Source organism: Streptomyces sp. HP-A2021 (genome assembly GCF_022807935.1).
Taxonomy (GTDB): Bacteria; Actinomycetota; Actinomycetes; order Streptomycetales; family Streptomycetaceae; genus Streptomyces; species Streptomyces afghaniensis.
Map to the genome: position 1 here is coordinate 6,260,473 of NZ_CP094344.1, position 21,413 is coordinate 6,281,885.

Here is a 21,413-nt window from a genome sequence, read left to right on the forward strand (position 1 = left end):
GGGGCGGGGATGCTGGGGTGCGGGCGGGTTGCGGGCTACCCCTCCGTCCGCAACTGCTCCTCGCTCACGCCACGACGCCAGTAGCCGACGAACGTGACCCGGCGGCGGTCGATCCCGCGCTCGCGCACGAAGTGCCGGCGCAGCTCCTTCACGCAGCCGGACTCGCCGGCGATCCAGACGTACGGCCGCTCGGCCGGGGGCAGTTGGGCCTCGCGGAGGGCGTCGAGGGCCATGGAGGAGTCCTCGCGGCCCGCCTCCTCCCGCACGAGCCAGGTGATCTCGGCGTCCGCCTCGGTCACCAGGTCCTGGATGTCCGCGGCGTGCGGCACCTCCAGCCAGACCCGGGCACGGGTGCCGGCCGGCAGCGACTCGACGATGGCCGAGGCTGCCGGTACGGCGGTCTCGTCACCCCAGACGACCACGAGGTCGGTGTCCTCGGGCGGCCGGAAGCGGATCGCCCGGTTGTCGGCGACGGCCGGCCCGAGCAGCAGCACCCGGTCTCCGGCGGCGGCCCGGGCGGCCCACCGGGAGGCGGGGCCGGCCTGGACCGAGGCGCCCGGCTCGATGCCGTGCAGGGCGAAGTCGATGTCGATCTCGTCCGGGTCGCGGCGCAGCTCCCGCAGGGTGTACGACCGCATCACGGCCCGTACGTCGTCCGGCAGTTCGCGCCAGCCCTGCCACCACCCGTCCCCGAGCTCCAGCGGGACGACCGGCTCGGGCTGCCCGGGGTGGGGCAGGAACAGCGACAGCGACTGGTCACGCCCGTCGGAGTGGAAGGCGTGCAGATCGGGCCCGCCGAAGGTGACCCGGACCAGGGACGGACCGAGCCGCCTCGTCCGTACGACCTGGAGCGAGAAGAAACGGAACGGGGCGGCCACGGCGGTGGTCATATACGACTCCTGATTTGTCGTCAGGCGGTGGGGTAGCGCCCTTTCAGGGGCGCGGGGAACTGCGCGACCAGCCACCGCGAACCCGCAGTCGCAGGCCGGCACAGCCCCCACGGCGCTGAATCCCTAGCTGACCTTCTTCGCGCTCTCGATGGCCTTGGCAAGGTTCTCCACCAGCGGCACACACTTGTCGTAAGACAAGATCGGCTCGGCCGACCGCGAGATGACCTGCCCCGCCTTCACCGCGGGCAGCTTCTTCCACGTCGCCTCGGTGATGTTCGCCGGCTGGATCGCCGAGGACCGGTCGTCCATCATGATGATGTCGGCCGCGTACTTGTCGACGTTCTCCCAGCTCAGGCTCTCGAACCAGCCGCCGCCCTTCGCCTTGGCCTTCTCCGGCGGTTCGACGAAGTTCACGCCGAGGGCCTTGAAGTACTCCAGGTCGACGGAGAGATTGGTGCCGGAGACGTAGAAGAGCTCCTGGCTCGCGGAACCGGCCATCACCTTGATGTCGGGGTGCGCCTTGGCGGCCTTGCGCAGCCGCTCGGAGGCCTCCTCGAAGCGCTTCTTGGCGTCGGTGACCTTCGCGGACTTCATGTCGCCGCCGAGGGACTCGGCCAGCTCCCACATGCGCTGGAGCGGGGCGGTGAGCTGACGGTCGTAGACGGAGATGCCGACGCTCGGGGCGAGCTTGGCGATCTTGTCCTTGGAGGCCTCGGGGACGTACCAGAGGGTGCCGACGGAGTCGAACATGGTGCTGATCAGCACGTCGGGGGCGAGGGCGGCGTACTTCTCGACGTTGAACTGGTCCCAGGAGTTGCCGAGGATGGTCACCTTGCTGATGTCCATGTCGCCGGCCTGGACGTCGGGCTTGCCGTCCTGCGTCTTGGTCGGGCCGAAGACGCCCTTGACGGAGACGCCGTAGTCGAACAGGGCGGCGGCGACGCCGGTGAAGGCGACGATGTTCGCGGGGACCTTGTCGAGCTGCACGTTCTTGCCGCGGTCGTCCTTGAAGGACCACGGGCCGGACTTGGCGGACGCCTTCGAGTCCGAGCCGCCGTCCGTCGAGTCCTCGCTGCCACACGCGGTCACGAGCGCACCGAGTCCGAGGGCACCGCCGGCGGCGAGGATGCCGCGACGGGAGAAACGGGCGGTTCTGGCGTTCGACATCGCTGGGTCTGCTTTCGTGCGTACGGAGCCACTGCGGGCACGGCTGACAGCCAGTTGGCTGGATTTAAGCTTAGGTTAGCCTAACCTCACGCTGTGTCCAGGGGGGCCCTGGTGCCTGTGCCCGGGGGAGGGCGTGGGGATGCCCTCGAGGTCAGTGATCCGGATCACGAAGGGACGTGCCGAAGTTCCCGAACGGGACTCCGCCTACGGCTTGAGACGGCGCGTCACGGCCCGGACCAGGTCGACACGGGCGACCTGCAGGGCGAATTCCTGTCCGCGTCCCGGCGCAGGCTTCGCGAACCAGGGGAGGCCGCGGCGACGCCACTTGGCGGGCACGAGGTTCCCGGGAATCGGCGGCAGGTCCAACGACCATGTGCTCAGTCGCAGTTGCCCCCTCCACAGCCCGGTCGGCAGCTCGGTGACCGGTACTCGTACGACGAATTCGCCGCCGGGCTGTGAGGCGGTGCGGGCGGGGAAGACGGCGGTTCCGCCCCGGCCGTCCCGCAGGTGGACCGCGAGCGCGCCGTCCGGGAAGGCGGCCAGCGTGCACCGGCCGGCCAACTCCAGTTCCGTCGACGAGCCCGGGGCCCACCGCACGCTGCGCAGGCTCAGTCGCGGCAGCACCTCGTGCTTGCGTTCACCGATGTCGAGCGTGAAGTTGCCGTGGGTGTTGGTGGTGTAGAGCGTCACGGCACGGGCCTCGCCGCCGCTGTCCACGATGTGCGTCGCCGGCGCGCCCGAGACCTCGCCGTCCCGCTTGCTGCCGATCCGGACCTCGCGGGAGATGCCCTGAACGCCGATCGCGAGGGAGATGTCCCAGAGTCCGTCGGGGAGTGGGCCGCCGTCACCGGCGGTGGTGATGTCGACGGAGGCCTCGAAACCGGCCTGTTCGTAGAGATACCGTCCCTCGTCCTCCTCTTTGCCGAGCCCCGGAGCCGCTGTGTGGGCTACCGGGAGGCGGTACTCCGTGCCACTGGCCCGCTCGCGCAGGACGAGTTCGGTGGAAACGTCGTCGGTGGCGATCCGGTGCAGATAGCCGTGGCCGGCCAGGTGCAGCGTGGTGCCGCGCAGCTCCGCGCGGGTGACGTGGTGGCGCACGCCGAGCTGGCGGGTCACGTCGTAGCAGGCGTCGGGGATGCCGCGGGACGGGTCGCGGAGGTAGGGGTAGCGGGCGTAGGCGCGGCCGCGGTCGACGAGGACGGGCGTTGCCACGCCGCTCCTGGCCAGCTCGGCCTCGAACCGGACCAGTTCGAGCAGCTCGTCCAGCATGGTGTGGCGTACGAGGTGCAGACGCAGGCGGGCCATCGCCGACAGTCGGTCGTTCAGCCCCTCGTGCCACAGCGGGGCGATGATTTCCGCGAGCCTGGCCAGGCCCTTCTGCTGCTCGGGGCGGGGCTCGTGTACCAGGTGGTCGAGGAGCTGCTGCACTTCCACGGTCAGGTGCCGGTGCGCCAGGTGGTCACGGCCTGGGCCGGGCGGCACCTGTTCGAGGAGCATGTCGACCACGCGGGGCAGAAAGCGCAGCCGGGGCTCGGAGCTGCCGGTCCGCAGAGTGATGTTGCCGCTGTCCTCGCGCTCGACCCAGAACAGGCAGTCGTAGTCGGCGAGTACGGAGATTCCGTCCGCGTGCAGGTAGGCCGGGCCGACGAACAGCTGGTCCTCGCCGATCTTCAAATCCGTCGGGAACCGCAGCTCCAGCCGCTCCAGTAGGTCGCGGCGGAACAGTTTCATGGGATTGAGAGTCCAGTACACGCGGGACGAGAAGACGTCGGTTCGCGGCTGGTTGCGCCGGAACATCGAGGTGGGCGCCCCGCGTCCGCCGACCCCCACCATCTTGCCGAGCACGATGTCGGTGCGGTTCTCCTCGGCCATGGCCACCATGCGTTCCAGGGCCTCGGGGCCCAGGTGGTCATCGGCGTCCAGGAAGAAGACGAACTTCCCCCGGGCGTGGTCGAGCCCTTTGTTTCGCGGCGCCGATGGCCCACCGGAATTCTCCTGGTGAAAGACCTGCAGCAGTGTCGGGTATTTCTTCGCGAGGCGGTCGAGTTCCTCGCCCGTGCCGTCGGTCGAACCGTCATTGACGGCCAGGATCTCCAATGCGTCCCGGCCGATGCTTTGCTCGGCGACGGATGCGATGCAACGCGTGATATAGGGCATCGCATTGTATGCAGCAATAACCACCGAAACGGCAGGGCCGGTCATCGTAACGCTCCCCCAGGCAAACGAGGCACGTTCCCTCATTCGGCTTGGTCAGAATGCGCGGGTGGTCTGTTCGCACGCAGGGGAAGGCGCCATATGCGCTGTGAAGATACCATGAAGTAAGCGTGGCTGCGAAGTGTCCTGGTAGAGAAGTGGCAGCTCGGAGCGCTTTTCGGCCGGATGGCTGGATGGATGGTTTGTCTCCTTCTTGGTGGGGATTGCCGCTTCCTGTGCAGCACGGTGGAGGGTTGACAGGCTTTACCCGCGCCATATTTAGTCTGCGCTTACAACTTTCATAGCGGGCGGGGGTGGGTCTGCCCGGATGAGCCCAAGGGGTGGGGTGTGCGTACGCGTATGCGTCCGGGCTGGGTATTTGCCGCGACGGCAGGAGTCTTTGCCTTGGCTATAGGCGGTTTGTCGGTGAGCTCTCCACAGGCAGTGGCGGCCACCTGCGCGGCAGGAACAACGAGTGACTTCAACGGCGACGGCGTGGCCGACACGGTCATCGCCGACCCGAAGGCCACGGTGAACGGGGCCAAGTCCGCCGGCCTGATCCGCATCGTATTCGGGGGCGGCAAGGGCGTTTCGGAGATCTCCCAGGCGACGAGCGGCATGGGAGCGACTCCCGAAGCCGGTGATCAGTTCGGCTTCTCCCGCACGTCGTACGACGCGGACGGGGACGGGTGCACCGACCTGGTCGTAGGTGCCCCGTACGAGGACGTCGCCAAGGACGGAAACCAACTGGTCGACGCGGGAGCCGTGTACGTCATCCACGGCACACCGACCGGCCTCGGAGCCGGCTCGAAGATCGAGGGATATACCCAGTCGGAACTCGACTCCAGCACCTCCACCGAGGCGTACGACTGGTTCGGTTACGCGGTGAGGGCAGGAGGCACGGCGAGCGGCTCGCCGTACCTGGTCGTCGGGGTGCCTGGTGAGAACGTCACCGTGGGCGGGACGACGTATGCCGACGCCGGCTGCGTCGCGTACGTGCAGGGGACGACGAAGGTGTCGGTCAGTCAGAAGGACCCGGGCGTCCCCGGCAACGTCGAGGCGCATGATCGCTTCGGCTACTCGGTGACAGGGACGAATCGGTTCTTCGCCGTGGGTGCTCCGGGTGAGGCGATCAGCGACGCCAAGTTCGCCGGCGGTGTGAGTGTGTTCAGCCACACGATGGCCGACGGACTGCCCACGCCCCTCGTCGGACTCGACCAGGACGGCTCTGGGATCGACGGCGTCGCCGAGGCCGGCGACGGGTTCGGTACCTCGCTCTCCATGACGGGCTACCGGCCAGGCGACCTGACGTACAACTCCGACGTGCTCCTGGCGGTCGGGACGCCGGGCGAGGACATCGACGAGACCGCCGACGCCGGCGGTGCCGCCGTGTTCCGGGTCCAGCCGTCCGGCTCGTACACCGAGGTGGCGGCGATCGACGCCGTGGACCTCGGAGAAACCCCGGCTGCCGGGGACTTCATGGGACAGCGCGTGACCATCGCCAACACCGACACCGCTGTCGTCACGACGTCCGCGACGGTCCGGCTCGCCGTCGGTGTTCCCGGTAGGGACACCGCCTCGGCCAAGGACGTGGGAGCCGTCCGGATCCTCCGCCCGCTGGACACGGCCGTCGGCTCGGCCGACAAGACCCTCGTGCGTGGTTCCGGCCTGCCCGGGACCGCGACCGCCCGCGACTACAACGGCACTGCCCTGACTTCCGGGTCCGTCTACCTCTACCTCGGAGTCCCCTACAGCAAGGCTTCCGACTCCCCCAAGGGAGCGCTCTATGTCCTCCCTTGGACGGACATCGACGGCGTGACCAAGGTCGGCACCACGACGTACCTGCCCGGCTCCGGCGGGTTGCCCAACGAGGGTGTGTCGTTCGGAACGGTCGGATGAGCAGCGGATCGGGAAGAAGGAAGCGCGTCACGATGAATACCCGACGCCGTACGGCGACGGTCGCCACCGCGCTCGTGGCCCTGCTCGCGGCCGGTATGAGCGGGGCGCCCGCCGCGGAGAAGGCAGTCGCCTTCGGCGCGCCAACTGGCGAGAACACCGATGTCCCGGCACTCAGCATGGCCGACGCCCGGACCAGGGCCGCGAAGTCAGGCAAGCCGGTCGAGATCCTCAGCTTGCGCGACGAGCACAGCAGCACCGTCGCCAACCCGAACGGGACCTTCACCAGCACCGAGTACGTACAGCCGGTCCGTGTGCGGAAGAACGGCACATGGACGGACATCGACACCACACTGGTCGAGCAGAAGAACGGCACCTTCGCGCCGAAAGCGGCTCTGACCGCGATGTCCTTCTCCGGCGGTGGCGGGACCACGTTCGCCGAGATCGAGAAGGACGGACGCACGCTTGCCCTGAACTGGCCGAACAAGCTGCCCAAGCCCAAGACGGACGGTTCGACCGCCACGTACGGCAACGTGCTGCCGGGCGTCGACCTCAAGGTGACGGCGCGCGCCGAGGGCTTCTCGCACGTACTGGTCGTCAAGAACGCCGAGGCCGCGGCCAACCCTGAGCTGGCCAGGCTGGCATTGCCGATCGACACGTCGTCGCTGAAGCTGTCCGAGACTGCGAGCGGCGGGCTCGCCGCCGCCGACAGCGGGGCCGGGGGGAACGTCTTCGAGGCGCCGCAGCCCGTGATGTGGGACTCCAGCAAGGGGGCGGTCCCGGAGGAGCCCTCCGCTCCTGACACGGCCGTCGGAGAAACGGCCACTCCGCCGGACGGCGCTCAGGTGGCCGACGTCGCCGTGGACCTGACGCCGGGCACCATGACCCTCACTCCTGACCCGGGAATGCTCACCGACGCGGACACCGTCTACCCGGTCTACATCGACCCCGTGGTCAGGACGGCGAACCGCAGCGGCTGGACCATGGTGTCGTCGCACTACTCGTCCGCGGAGTTCTGGAAGTTCGACGACGACGAGGGCGTCGGGCGGTGTCCCTCCGACGTGTCGTACCGATGTTCCAGCACCAGCGACGTCAAGCGTCAGTTCTTCGCGATCCCGACCGGCGGTTTCAAGGGCAAGGACATCGTCAGCGCCGAGTTCGCCGTGACGATGGTGCACACCTACAGCGATTCCGGGCGCGAGGTGCAGCTGGCCCGGGTCAACAGTACGGGCGCGAGCGCGATCAACTCCTCGACGAACTGGTCCAATCAGCCTTCGTCGAAGGAGACGGTCGCTTCCAAGTCACCGACGAATCCGGCGGGTTCGTGCACCTCAACCAACCAGAACGTGCGCTTCGGCGTGACGGACACGGTCCAGAAAGCCGCCGACAACGGCTGGGACACCACAACGTTCCGTCTCAAGGCCGGAAGCGAGTCCGACACCTCGTATTGGAAGCGCTTCTGCGGCAACGCGCATCTCTCCGTGACCTACAACCGGCCGCCGCTCAGGCCGGACCAGGACGACCTGAACATGACGCCCGGCGGCACATGCGAGTACGGGCGCGCCACCGAGCACTACGTCACCAAGGCGCCCGCCTTGTACGCCGTCGTCAAGGACTACGACCACGGTGACCTGGGTTCCAACTCAGAGGATCTTCAGGCCGAGTTCAAAGTGTGGTGGACCAACAGCTCCGGCGCAGAGGTCGTTCACTATGCGAAGACGGGCAAGAAGAGCACGGTCGACGCGAGCAAGGACGGCCAGACGGGCCAGGCGACATTCAAGTACACCGTCGGCTCCGACCTGTCGGGTGACGAGAAGCCAGGTTTCTCCCTCCCCAAGAACACCACCATCGGCTGGGCGGTCCGCGGCTATGACCAGAAGGCGTCCGGCCCTTGGTCCAGCGACGGCGACCAGACGCGTTGCGAGTTCATTCTCGACGACACCAAACCCCAGGCCGCCGCGGTCACGTCGCCCCGGTACCCGAGCGACGACGAGTGGCACGTCGGTGTCGGCGACTACGGCGACTTCACCATGGACTCGCCGGCCGCGGACGTGACGCAGTACAGGTACTACTTCACGGGTCCCCAGGCGGATACCACACGCAGGACGGTGAGTCCCCGGTCCACCGGTGGTCCGGTGACCATCCGCTGGATGCCACCGGCCGAGGGGTCGTACACCCTTCATGTCACCGCGGTGGACGGCGCGGGGAACCCGCAGAAGACACCGACCAGCCATGTCTTCCTGGTCAACGACGGCCGTGCGCCCGTGGCGGCCTGGACGCTCGGTGACGCCAAGACCTCCACGAAGGCCGCCGGCAGCAGTGGAGCGCCCGACGCCGCCGCCGGCTCCGGAGTGACGTTCGAAGCGGACGGGCCTCTGGGTTCCACCGATACCGCAGCCTCGCTGGACGGGACGGAGAAGGCCTACCTCGACGCCGGCAGATCCGCCGTCGACACCAGCGGCACCTTCTCCGTGAGCGCGTGGGTGATGCTGCCGTCGCTGCCCACCGAGAACGTCACCGTGGTCAGCCAGGACGGCATCGCGCAGCCCGGCTTCGAGCTGGGGTACGACGTCGACACCTCGTCGTGGACCTTCCGCATCCCGGTGAGCGACATCGAGTCGCTCGGCTCGTGGAAGGTCTCCGGTGCGGCGGCCGTGGCCGGGAGCTGGACCCACCTCATCGGTGTGTACGACGCCGAGCTCGGCAAGATGATGCTGTATGTCAACGGAGTGCTGGTCGCCGACGACGTTCAGGCGCGTCACACGGCCTGGAACGCGACGGGAGCGCTCCAGATAGGCCGCAGGATCGATCTCGAGGGATACACCAACCACCTCAAGGGCAGTGTGGCCGACGTTAAGCTGCACGACCGCGTCATCCCGCCCACCGAGGGGCAACAGCTCGGTGGCATCCAGCCCCACCAGCTCGCTTACTGGCAACTGGACGAGGCGGCGAACGGCCGGTCCCCGGAAGCGGCGGGCGGCGCCGGCCTGACTCTCGGCGGAGGTGCTTCCGTCTACGTGCCGGACGAGTCCTGCGATCCCACGGCCGACCCGGACTGCGTGCCTCCCGCCGCACCGCTGTGGGGTGACGGGCACCTGGCCCTGAACGGCACAGGGGCCTACGCGATGCGATCCGCCGGGCTGCTTTCCCCGGAGGACAGCTTCACCCTGACCACTCGCGCCCGGCTCGCCTCGGCGAAGCCGACAACGGATCAGACGGTGCTCGCCCTGACCGGAAGCAACGGCAGTGCGATCAGAGTGAAGTACAGCGCCGCGGCAGCCCGGTGGCAGCTCGTGGCGGCAGATGCTGGTTCTACCACCCCGGTGACGGTTCTGGACCCGAACCGTGTACCGAGCTCACAGGGAGCCGGAGACCACCTCGCGCTGGTCTACAACGCGGTCTTCGGCGAGGTGGTCCTCTACGTCAACGGCTCGGCCGTGGGTAAGACGGCCTGGGACAACACCTGGGACTTCAGCACGACGAGCCTCCAGGTCGGCCGGGCACTGACCGGAGCCACGGCCGGCGAGTACCTCTCCGGCGCCATCGATGAAGTCCGCATGTATCAGGGTCCGCTCGATGCCGCTCTGATGGCGATGGTGTCGGTCCTGCCGGCCGGCGCCAGCATCGAGGAATCCTCGGCCTGACACCCCTTAGCCATGGGGGCGGGCGGCGCAGTGGCCGCTCGCTCTCCTGGCTCCTGCGCTCTTGCTCCCCCGCATCCCCCGATCACTCATGGAGATGTCATGTCCTCGCCCCCATGGTTCCGGTCTGCGAGACCGGCCTGGCGCAGCGGCCGTCGCGGTGCGGCGGTGCTGCTCGGCCTGGCGCTGTCGATAGGCCTGCTTCCGCAATCCGCCCCCGAAGCCGCGGCCGACGAGGGCATGAAGAGGCCCAAGGCGCAGACGGACCTGGACGATCCGGTCCGCGGGAAGAACGCCAAGCCGAAGGTCTTCAAGAGGACCGATCAGGCCGAGAAGGCGGCGGTCAGGCAGGTCGATGACGTCCGCTGGCCCGAGGCCGGCAGCGCTGAGGTCAAGCTGTCCGGCACGGCGGTCAAGGCGGCGGGGCTGCCGGTGCGCGCCAAGGAATCCGGGGCCAAGAAGGCCGCGGAGTCCATACGCGTCGAGATGCTCGGCCGCAAGGCGTCCAAGGCGGCCGGCCTCGACGGCGTCCTGTTCACCGTGGTCCGCACCGACGGTGAAACGGCCCAGGGCGGCGCTCAGATCACGCTGGACTACTCGGACTTCTCCGACGCCTACGGCGGTGTCTACGGCTCCCGTCTCCGCCTCGCCCAGTACCCGGCGTGCGTGCTGACGACTCCGGAGAAGAAGGGCTGCTCGACACCGACGTACCTGAAGAGCGTCAACAACTCGGTGAAGGAGACGCTCACGGCGACCGTGAGCGCTGCCGGTGACACCTCCGGCGCGGCCCCCCAGTTCCTTGACGCACAGTCGAGCACCTCCACCGTCACCGTTCTGGCGGCCACCGCGAGCAGCAGTGGTGACGGCGGTGACTTCAAGGCGACCGGGCTCTCCGCCTCCTCCGAGTGGGGCGTCGACACCAGGTCGGGCGCCTTCACCTGGACGTACCCACTGACCACGCCTCCCGTCCCGGGCGGCCTGCAGCCCAGTATCGGACTGGGTTACAACTCCCAGTCGATCGACGGGCAGACAGCGACCACGAACAACCAGGGGTCGTGGATCGGGCAGGGCTTCTCCTACGAGCCCGGCTACATCGAACGCCGGTACAAGCCGTGCGCCGACGATGGTCACGACGACACCTACGGCGACCAGTGCTGGGCATACGACAATGCCACCCTCGCCTTGGCCGGCGGCACCTCCGGCGAGATCATCAAGGACGACGAGAAGGGCAGGTGGCGACTCAGCAGCGACGACAACTCCAAGATCGAGCGGCTGACCGATACCACCAACGGCGACGACAACGGCGAGTACTGGAAGCTCACCACCACGGACGGCACCCAGTACTTCTTCGGCCGGAACCGGCTGCCCGGATACACCACAGGCAACGAGGAGACCCACTCGACCTGGACGGTCCCCGTCTACGGCGACGATCCCAACGAGCCCTGCTACAAGGCCACCTTCGCAGACGCCTACTGCTCCCAGGCCTGGCGCTGGAACCTCGACCACGTCATCGACCCGCACGGCAACGTCATGTCGTACTTCTACGGCAAGGAGACGAACTACTACACGCAGGGCCTGAAGACGGGGGAGAACGGCAAGCCGTACATCCGCGGCGGATATCTCAAGCGGATCGACTACGGCCAGCGCGAGGACAAGGCCTACTCGACCAAGCCCGCGGCCCAGGTCATCTTCACCACGGCGGAACGCTGCATCGGCGCGCCGGCCGACTGTGAGCCCGGAGACCTCACGGATGCCACGGCCGCCAATTGGCCGGACGTGCCCTGGGATCAGAACTGCAAGGCGAGCACCAAGTGCGCGGGTCAGAACTCGCCCACCTTCTGGACTCGCAAGAAGCTGACGAAGATCACCACGCGGATCCGTACCGGAGATGCCACGTACAGCCCGGTCGACGAGTGGAGCCTGGACCACATCTTCACCGATAACGGTGACGGCTCCAAGTCACTGTGGCTCGACCGGATCGACCACATCGGCAAGGTCGGCACGGACGCATCCGTCCCGTCCGTGAAGCTGTACGGCAAGCAGCTCCCCAACCGCGTCGACAAGACCAGCGACAACATCCAGCCCTTCCACCGGTTCCGCATGTCCGGGGTGGAGAACGAGACGGGCGGCGCGCTGAGCGTCAACTACGCGCCCAACGAGTGCACGCCGAGCAACCTGCCTGCCGAGGACGCCTCGACCAAGCGCTGCTTCCCGGTGAAATGGAACCCGCCGGGCGAAGAGGATCCGATCGTCGACTGGTTCCACAAGTACGTCGTCGAGTCCGTGATTGAGACCGACCTGACCGGCGGCAACGACGACCAGGTCACGTCGTACACCTACGTCGGAGATGCGGGCTGGCGCAAGAGCAAGGCTGACGGCATCAGCAAGGCCGAGTACCGCACCTGGGGCGATTGGCGCGGGTACGGCAAGGTGCGCGTCGCCACCTCGAACGGAGCCAACTCTCCCTCCAACACCAAGACAGAGCACGTCTTCTTCCGCGGCCTCCACGGTGACGTGAACGCGAGTGGCGCAACGCGCTCGGCATCCGTGACCGACTCGAACGAGACCTCTTACGAGGACACGGAGTGGAAGGCAGGTCAGGAACTCGAAACCCTCACGTACAACGGCGCCGATGTCACCGAGAAGTCGGTAGCGGTTCCGTGGACCGCTGTGACGGCGACGAGCACCAAGGACTGGGGAACGCGCAAGGCGCGCTACATCGCGAACGGTACGACCGACACATATGTCGCGCTTGCCACGGGCGGCTGGCGTCGTACGAGGGCGACCACCCAGTACGACGCGGAGACCGGACGGGTCCGTCAGGTCGACGACTACGGCGAGGTCGGCGTCGCCGACAATCAGTGCGTCCGCACCGAGTACGCGGACAGCGAGAGCCGGCACATGTACGCGTACGTGTCGCGGGTGGAGAAGGTCAGCGTCGAGTGCGCCGCGACTCCCGATCGGCGCACCCAGGTCATCTCCGACGACCTGACCTACTACGACGGCTCCACCACGCTCGGCGCGGCCCCCACCAAGGGTGAGGTGACCACGACCAAACGCCTGGAGTCCCACAGCGGCACGACGGCGAGCTATCAGACGACCGCCGTCACGACGTACGACGACTTCGGCCGTCCGCTCGTGGTGAAGGACGCGGAGACGGCCTCGTCACCGACGGAGTACGCCTCCTCGACCACGTACACGGAAACGTACGGACTCGCCACGAAGTCGGTGGTGACCAACAGAGCGGGCTGGACGGCCACTACCGAGTACGCGCCGCAGTGGGGCGTGCCGACCGCCAAGGTCGACCAGAACAACCGGCGTACGAAGCTGGCATACGACGGGCTGGGCCGCCTTACGTCGGTATGGCTGCCGGACCGCATCGGTGCGAGCGAATCGATCAAGTACGAGTACCTGGTGCGCGGTAGCGCCGGCCCGACCGCCGTGCACACCCAGAAGATCGAGAAGGGCGGCCAGTCGTACGGCAGTGAATGGACGCTGTACGACGGTCTGCTGCGGCCCCGGCAGGAGCAGACCGAGGGGCCGGGAGGCGGCCGCATGGTCGCCGACACCCTCTACGACGGCTCCAACCGCGTGGTGCAGGTCAACGACACCTACTACGCCGCGGGTGCCCCGTCCCCGAAGCTCTTCGAACCGGTCAACGGTGATCTCACCGGGCAGACGCTGACGGAGTACGACGGGGCCGGCAGGGTCACCGCCTCGATCTTCAATGTGCAGGGCGAGGAGAAGTACCGCACTACGTACGTGCACGGTGGCGACCGTGTCACCACAACCCCGCCGACGGGCGGTGCGAAAACCACGGTCGTCAAGGATGCCCGGGACCACACCACGACCCAGATCCAGTATCCCCAGGACGCGGACGCGGTCACCACGTCTTATGGCTACACCCCTGCCGGTCAGCTGCAGAAGGTGACGGACGACGCCGGAAACGCATGGACGTACACATACGACCAGTTGGGACGTAAGAAGAAGGCGGTCGACCCGGACACGGGCACGTCGGAGTTCGCCTACGACGCCCTGGACCGCCAGATCTCGGTGACGGTCAACGGCAACAAGACGTCCACCAAGTACGACGAACTGGGCCGTCCCGTCTCCACCTGGCAGGGTGAGCCGGACACCGGCACGAGGCTGTCGGTGACGAAGTACGACACGGTCGTCAAGGGCGAGCTGTACGGCGTCTACAGCTACAAGGACGGCGCGGTCCATTCGTCGGTCACCTATCCGACCCTCGACGCGAACAACGACTACAAGCCGGTCTCGACGAAGTACTTCCTGTCGAAGACGGCCGAGCCGCAGCTGGGCGGGACCTACGAGTTCACCGCGCAGTACAACGACGACGGGACCGTGCAGGGTCAGGGCCTGCCGGCGGCGGGAGACCTGCCCGCCGAGGCCGTCGGCTACACGTACGACGAGCTGCAACGGCCGACGGGCCTGAACACCTCGCTGGGCGGACTGAAGTACGTCACCGACGTGTCGTACTCACCGACGTCCGACCTGGAGCAGGTGGAACTGTCCACCGGCGAGTCGACTGCCAAGAAGACCTGGCTCAACAACACGTTCGAGGCGGGCACACACCGCCTTGCCAACGCCAGTGTCAGGGTGGAGGGCGCGTCGAGCGCCGCCTACGACGCGGACTTCACGTACAACGCCGTCGGCGACGTCCTCTCGATCGCGGACACACCCACCAACGGCACGAGCGACGTTCAGTGCTTCAGGTACGACGGCCTGCGTCGTCTGACCGACGCGTGGTCCTCGTCGGTGAGCTCCAACGGGGCCAAGGGCACCGGCAGCGCGGATGCGGCCTGCACGTCGGCGGCGTCGTCCTCGACGGTCGGTGGGGTGTCTCCCTACTGGACGGAATACGGCTACGACGCGATCGGCAACCGGAAGAGCGAGACGCGGCACGGCCTGAACGGGGCCCCGACCTCCACCCGGACGTACACCTACGGGGAGAAGTCCGGCCCCAACGGGACCAACTCCGGTCCGCACACGGTGTCGTCGGTCGTCGAGAAGACGGCGGCCACGAGTACCACGCCCGAGGTCACCTCTCAGGACACCTACACCTACGACGTCACGGGCAATACCAAGACCCGTGTCCTCAACGGGGACACCCAGTCCCTGGACTGGGACAAGCAGGGTGAGCTGACCAAGGTCACCAACGCCGACGGCACGGTGACGCAGTACACGTACGACGCGTCGGGCGAGCGGATCCTCCGGGACACCTCCAGGGAGAAGACGTTCTACCTGCCGGGCATGGAGCTGCGCCTGGACAAGTCGACGTCCAAGGTGACGACGACCCGCTACTACTCGTTCGGCTCCATGCAGATCGCCATGCGGGACGCGTCCGGTGTCCACTTCCTGGCGTCGGACCACCAGGGAACGGCCCAACTGGCGATCAATGCCAAGACCGGTGAGACGACGCGCCGCCGCACGGACCCCTTCGGAAACCCCCGCGACGAGTCCACGGCGTCCACCTCGTCGCCCGCCTGGGTCAACGACAAGGGCTTCGTCGGCGGCACGGTCCAAAAGTCCACGGGCCTGACCACCCTCGGGGCGCGTGAATACGACTCCGACACGGGCCGCTTCATCTCGGCGGACCCGATCATCGACTACTCCGACCCGCAGCAGATCAACGGCTACTCGTACAGCAACAACAACCCGGTCACCTTCTCCGACCCCAGCGGCCTGAAGCCCGACGACTGTGTGAACGTCGGGATCACCTGCACCCTCGAGCGTGACGGTGGGTGGGAGGTCAAGGCGACCGACACCTACTACACGTACTACGGCGTTCAGAAGCCGAAGGAGTCGCCGGCGCAGTACCGGGCGCGCCAGCAGAAGGCCCAGGCGAACGCGGCCAAGCAGCGGGCCATCGCCGTCGCCAAGGAACTGGCGAAGATCGTCGCGGACGAGCTGGGCATCACGGACGCGCTGGACTGCTTCACCACGGGGGCGTTGGGCTCCTGCGGGGCCACGGCACTCAACGTGGTGTCGTCGCTCGTGGCCGGTGGGCCGCTGGCGCGGCTGGCCGCGAAGTACTGGAACAAGATGGACAAGGCCTGGGCCCTGATCAAACGGATCGGGGGCCTGAGCCGCAGGCTCTGGGAGAACTTCCAGGACTGGCGCAAGAGCAGCAAGGCGGCGGACGAGGCGACGGAAGCCGTGACCTGCAAGGTGGACAACAGCTTCACGCCAGACACCAAGGTGTTGATGGCCGACGGTTCCACCAAGAAGATCAAGGACGTCGACATCGGCGACAGGGTCTTGGCGACCGACCCGGAGACGGGCGAGACCAAGGCCGAGACGGTTACAGCCGAGATCAAGGGCAAGGGCCTCAAGCACCTCGTCAAGCTCACGATCGACACCGACGGTAAGAAGGGCTCCAAGACGGCGTCGGTTACGGCGACCGATGGTCATCCGTTCTGGGTGCCTGAGCTGGGGGGGTGGGTCGACGCCACTGATCTGAAGGCTGGAGCGTGGCTGCGTACCGGAGCGGGGACGCGGGTCCAGGTCACTTCGGTGGAGCAGTGGACGGTCGGTTCGGCCACGGTTCACAACCTCACGGTCAGCGATCTCCACACGTACTATGTGCTGGCGGGAGCCACATCGGCTCTGGTGCACAATTGCCCTAGCGCGAACGGCGGAAAGTATGGTGACCTGCAGCCTGCAGGGACCGGGAAAGAGATCAATCACGTCCCTGCTAATGCATCCAGCCCTCTCAGTAAGTACAGTGGTCCGTCAATTCGGATGGACTACGCTGACCATCGGGCGGTTTACAGCACGGGGTCTTCTCTCGCCTCCAAGGCTTGGCGGATGAGGCAGAAAGAGCTGATAGACGCCGGAGATTTCCGCGGTGCTATTCAGATGGATGTTGACGACATTCGTGCCCGCTTCGGTAACAAGTACGACGGGGCGATTGCTGAGATGTGGATGAGCCTCAGCTCCAACAAGGCCCTCCGCCAATGGGCGTCGGAGCGAAACTCCTAGCATGCTGCTGAATGAAACGAGGTTCGGATGTCGTCAGATTGGAAAGTTGAGATCGTCGAGTGTGGTGACCTCGTGCAGGATGATGACGAGAGTGCGCCTCCAGGCGAAGCTGAGCGTCGCTGGAACCGGTATGTCGAGTTGGCCGACTCGGTGACTGGGAGTGAGGGACCGGATGGCGTTGCGGCGATTGTGTCTTCTTTGCGGGCTGAAGAGGATTATGGGGCCTACCAGGCGGCACACGCAGCCTTGAGTCGATTCCCTTGTTCGGACCTCGGTCGAGGAGTGGCTGCGGCTGCCGGAGAGCTTCTCACCATCCCAAGAGATGGAAGTGGGAATGTTCTGCTGCTCCTGGTCCGTGCGGGTTCTGCTGCCGTGAGCAGTTTCAATGAGGCGATGCGGTCCCTGGATGCGTCAACGCAGCAAGAGATGCGCGAACTCGTAGAGCTTCACGAGTCTGAGGAGTGGCTGTCCGATGAGGCCGTTCAAAACGTTCTTCTGACGCCGCGGACATAATCTGGTGAGCGTGTTGAAAGCCCCGCCGGGTTGTAGCTGGTGGGGCTTTCAGCGATTGCGGCGCTGTATCAGCTGACCAGCCCCAACTCCCGGGCGATCAGCATCCGCTGGACCTCGCTCGTGCCCTCGCCGATCTCCAGGATCTTGGAGTCGCGCCACATGCGGGCGACCGGGTACTCGTTCATGAAGCCGTAGCCGCCGTGGATCTGGGTGGCTTCGCGGGCGTTGTCCACGGCGATGGTGGAGGAGTAGAGCTTGGCCAGGGCCGCTTCCTTCTTGAAGGGGGCGCCGGACACCAGGCGGGCCGCCGCGTCGCGCCAGGCGAGGCGGGCCGTGTGGGACTTCATCTCCATGTCGGCGATCTTGAACTGGATCGCCTGGTTGGCGGCGATCGGCTTGCCGAAGGCGTGGCGTTCCTTGGCGTACTTGACGGATTCGTCCACACAGCCCTGTGCCAGGCCGGTGGCCAGCGCCGCGATGGCGATGCGGCCCTCGTCGAGGATGCGGAGGAACTGGGCGTAGCCGCGGCCCTCCTCGCCCAGGAGGTTCGCAGCCGGGACCCGCACGTCCGAGAAGGACAACTCGCGGGTGTCCGAGGCGTTCCAGCCGACCTTCGAGTACGGGGCCGCGATCGAGAAGCCCGGCGTGCCGGACGGGACGATGATCGAGGAGATGAGCGGCTTGCCGTCCGGGGTGCGGCCCGTGACCGCCGTGACCGTCACCAGGCCCGTGATGTCCGTGCCCGAGTTGGTGATGAAGCACTTCGTGCCGTTGATCACCCACTCGTCCGTCGACTCGTCCAGGCGGGCCGTCGTGCGGGTCGCGCCCGCGTCGCTGCCGCCGTCCGGTTCCGTCAGGCCGAACGCGCCCAGGACCTCGCCGGAGCAGAGGCGGGGGAGCCACTCCCGCTTCTGGGCCTCCGTGCCGTAGCGGAACACCGGCATCGCGCCGAGCGAGACGCCGGCTTCGAGCGTGATCGCGACCGAGGAGTCGACCCGCGCCAGCTCCTCCAGGGCGACGCCCAGCGCCAGGTAGTCGCCGCCCATGCCGCCGTACTCCTCGGGGAACGGCAGCCCGAACAGGCCCATGCGGCCCATCTCCCGGACGATCTCGTACGGGAACTCGTGCCGCTCGTAGAAGTCGCCGATCTTCGGCGCCACGACCTCGTGCGCGAACTCCTCGACCGTGCGGCGGAGTTCCTCCAACTCGGGGGAGAGGCGGTAGTCCATGGTGATCACTGCTCCTCGGTGTCCTCATGGGACAGGGCTCGGACGGTGCGGGACGGGCTGGGTCGGCCCAGACGGTTGGCCATCCACGCGCTCGTGGCGACGAGGCGGCCGAGGTCGATTCCGGTGTCGATGCCGAGGCCCCGCAGCATCCACACGAGGTCTTCGGTGGCGAGGTTGCCGGTCGCCGACTTGGCGTACGGGCAGCCGCCCAGGCCGCCCGCGGAGGCGTCGACCGTGGTGACGCCCTGCTGGAGGGCCGCGAGCGTGTTGGCGAGGGCCTGGCCGTAGGTGTCGTGGAAGTGGACGCCGAGGACGGACGGCGGGATTCCTGCTTCGTCGAGGGCCGCGAGGAGCGCGACCACATGGCCCGGGGTCGCCACGCCGATCGTGTCGCCCAGGCTCAGCTCGTCGCAGCCCATGTCCAGCAGGGCCTTGCAGACCCGGACCACCTGGGGGATGGGGACCGCGCCCTCCCAGGGGTCGCCGAAGCACATGGAGAGGTAGCCGCGGACGTGGACGTCGTCCGCCTTCGCCCGGGCGACCACCGGGTCGAACATCGCCAGTGCCTCGTCCACCGTGCGGTTGAGGTTGGCCTTGGCGAAGGACTCCGTGGCGCTGGCGAAGACCGCGACCCGCCGGGCACCCAGGGCCAGGGCGCGGTCCAGGCCGCGTTCGTTCGGGACCAGGACCGGCAGTGCCACCGGGAGGTCGGCGACCAGGGGGTAGAGCTGCTCCGCGTCCGCCAGTTGGGGGACCCACTTGGGGTGGACGAAGCTCGTCGCCTCGATCGTCGTCAGGCCCGCTTCGGCCAGACGGCGGACGAACTCCGCCTTGACCTCCGTGGGGACCGTCGCCTTCTCGTTCTGCAGGCCGTCGCGTGCGCCGACCTCGTGGATGCGGACGCGGGTGGGCAGGTCCGTGGTCGGGACCACCATCGGGAGACCGTCGACTGTCATTCCGCCGCCTCCTCCTGCGGTGCCTCCTGGGGTGCGATGACCGCCAGTACCTGGTCCATGGCGACTGTCGAGCCCGGGGTCACGTCCAGTTCGGTGACCTTGCCGGCGTGCGGGGCGGAGATGACGTGCTCCATCTTCATCGCCTCCACCACCAGCAGGCTCTGGCCCGCGGTCACCTCGTCGCCGACGGCGACCTTCACCACCGTCACGGTGCCCGGCATGGGCGCGGTCAGCGAGTCGGCGCCCGCGTGGGCCGCGCGGCTCAGGGAGGCGGCCACCGGGTCGTGGTCGCGTGCGTGCCAGGCGTCGCCGTCGCGGCCGAGCCAGTCGGCGGCCCGGTGGAAGGTGTGGCGGACGCCGTCCAGCGTGACGGAGACCCGGTCGCCGGTGACCGTGGCGGTGCCGCGCGGGGTGTACTCCAGCGGGTCCTGGACCCTGAGGTGGAATGCGGGCGGTTTCCGTCCCCCGCCGAGCCGCCAGCCGCTGGGGACCGAGAAGGGGTCCGTCCAGCCGCCGGGCTCGGGCGTCAGCGCGTCCAGGCGTACGGCCGCCGCCGCCTCGTACACCTCCTCCGGCACGTCCGTGGGGACCAGACCCTCGACCTCCCGCTCGACCAGGCCGGTGTCCAGGTCGCCGGCGACCACCGCCGGGTGGGCGAGCAGCCGGCGCAGGAAGCCCGCGTTGGTCTGCACCCCGAGCGTGACCGTCTCCGCCAGGGCCGAACGGAGCTTGCGCAGGGCGGTCGCGCGGTCCGGGCCGTACGCGATGACCTTCGAGAGCATCGGGTCGTACAGGCTGCCGACCTCTGTGCCCTCCGTGAGGCCCGAGTCGGTGCGGATGCCGTCGCCCTGCGGTTCGCGGAGCTTCAGGACTGTGCCGCCGGAGGGCAGGAAGCCGCGCGCCGGGTCCTCGGCGCAGATGCGGGCCTCCACCGCGTGACCCGTGAGCCGTACTTCCTGCTGGGTGAAGCCGAGGGGTTCGCCGGCCGCCACGCGCAGCTGCCACTCGACCAGGTCCAGGCCGGTGATCAGCTCCGTGACCGGGTGCTCCACCTGGAGGCGGGTGTTCATCTCCATGAAGTAGTACGACGACGGGTCGGTGCCGGGGACGATGAACTCCACCGTGCCCGCGCCCCGGTAGCCGCAGGAGCGGGCCGCCTGGACCGCCGCCTCGCCCATCGCCGAGCGCGTCTGCTCGTCGAGGAGCACGCTCGGCGCCTCCTCGATGATCTTCTGGTGGCGGCGCTGCAGGGAGCACTCGCGCTCCCCGAGGTGGACGACGTTCCCGTGGCCGTCGGCCAGGACCTGGATCTCGATGTGGCGGGGGCGGTCGATCCAGCGCTCGACCAGGAGCGTGTCGTCGCCGAAGGAGGCGCGGGCCTCGCGGCGGGCCGCGGCGATCTCCTCCTCCAGCCGGGTCAGGTCCCGCACCAGACGCATGCCCTTGCCGCCGCCGCCCGCGCTCGGCTTCAGCAGCACGGGCGCGCCCAGCTCGCGGGCCGCATCGGCCAGGCCCGGGTCGCGTCCGCCGGGGACGACCGGCACTCCGGCGGCCTGGACCGTCTCCTTGGCGCGGATCTTGTCGCCCATGAGGGAGATCGCGTCCGCCGGGGGGCCGATGAAGACCAGGCCGGCCTCGGCGCAGGCGCGCGCGAAGGCGGCGTTCTCGGCGAGGAAGCCGTAGCCGGGGTGGACGGCCTGGGCGCCGGTGCGCGCCGCCGCCTCCAGCAGGCGCTCCACCGACAGATAGCTCTCGGACGCCGGGGCCGGTCCGATCCGGACCGCGGTGTCCGCCTCGCGGACGTGCCGGGCGTCGGCGTCCGCGTCGGAGAAGACGGCCACCGAGCGCACGCCCATCGACCGCAGCGTCCGGATGACGCGTACGGCGATCTCGCCCCGGTTGGCCACAAGCACTGTCTCGAACATC

9 protein-coding genes are annotated in these 21,413 nt (G+C 68.0%); 3 read left to right on the forward strand and 6 right to left on the reverse strand.

Annotated features, from left to right (window positions below):
* Window positions 1-35 precede the first annotated feature (35 nt).
* From MQE23_RS28375 to MQE23_RS28385, 3 genes are all read right to left on the reverse strand, one after another.
* Entirely contained in the window at window positions 36-890 is an 855-nt protein-coding gene (locus MQE23_RS28375; RefSeq protein ID WP_243380615.1) for a siderophore-interacting protein, read from the reverse strand.
* A gap of 123 nt (window positions 891-1,013) precedes the next feature.
* On the reverse strand, window positions 1,014-2,057 hold the full coding sequence (locus MQE23_RS28380; protein ID WP_243380616.1) for an ABC transporter substrate-binding protein: 1,044 nt from the start codon (window positions 2,055-2,057) through the stop codon (window positions 1,014-1,016).
* 204 nt (window positions 2,058-2,261) lie between these two features.
* Window positions 2,262-4,298, reverse strand: coding sequence for a glycosyltransferase family 2 protein (locus tag MQE23_RS28385; protein WP_347710148.1), 2,037 nt, complete (start codon window positions 4,296-4,298; stop codon window positions 2,262-2,264).
* 378 nt (window positions 4,299-4,676) lie between these two features.
* Here MQE23_RS28385 and MQE23_RS28390 point away from each other — a divergent pair, with 378 nt between their 5' ends.
* The 3 genes from MQE23_RS28390 to MQE23_RS28400 all read left to right on the forward strand — a co-directional run bounded on the left by MQE23_RS28390 (window position 4,677) and on the right by MQE23_RS28400 (window position 16,789).
* On the forward strand, window positions 4,677-6,149 hold the full coding sequence (locus MQE23_RS28390; protein WP_243380618.1) for an integrin alpha: 1,473 nt from the start codon (window positions 4,677-4,679) through the stop codon (window positions 6,147-6,149).
* 32 nt (window positions 6,150-6,181) lie between these two features.
* Window positions 6,182-9,790: a LamG-like jellyroll fold domain-containing protein gene (locus MQE23_RS28395; protein WP_243380619.1), complete on the forward strand. Its 3,609-nt coding sequence runs from the start codon at window positions 6,182-6,184 to the stop codon at window positions 9,788-9,790.
* 99 nt (window positions 9,791-9,889) lie between these two features.
* Entirely contained in the window at window positions 9,890-16,789 is a 6,900-nt protein-coding gene (locus tag MQE23_RS28400) for an RHS repeat-associated core domain-containing protein (RefSeq protein WP_243380620.1), read from the forward strand.
* 581 nt (window positions 16,790-17,370) lie between these two features.
* Here MQE23_RS28400 and MQE23_RS28405 read toward each other — a convergent pair.
* Genes MQE23_RS28405 through MQE23_RS28415 form a run of 3 tightly spaced genes read right to left on the reverse strand, consistent with a single transcriptional unit; the run spans window position 17,371 to window position 21,412 of the window.
* Entirely contained in the window at window positions 17,371-18,531 is a 1,161-nt protein-coding gene (locus MQE23_RS28405; protein ID WP_243380621.1) for an acyl-CoA dehydrogenase family protein, read from the reverse strand.
* A 5-nt stretch (window positions 18,532-18,536) separates the two neighbouring features.
* On the reverse strand, window positions 18,537-19,487 hold the full coding sequence (locus tag MQE23_RS28410; protein WP_037669874.1) for a hydroxymethylglutaryl-CoA lyase: 951 nt from the start codon (window positions 19,485-19,487) through the stop codon (window positions 18,537-18,539).
* Window positions 19,484-21,412: a biotin carboxylase N-terminal domain-containing protein gene (locus MQE23_RS28415; protein ID WP_243380622.1), complete on the reverse strand. Its 1,929-nt coding sequence runs from the start codon at window positions 21,410-21,412 to the stop codon at window positions 19,484-19,486. The genes MQE23_RS28410 and MQE23_RS28415 overlap by 4 nt, the downstream gene beginning before the upstream one ends.
* Between the last annotated feature and the right edge of the window lies 1 nt (window position 21,413).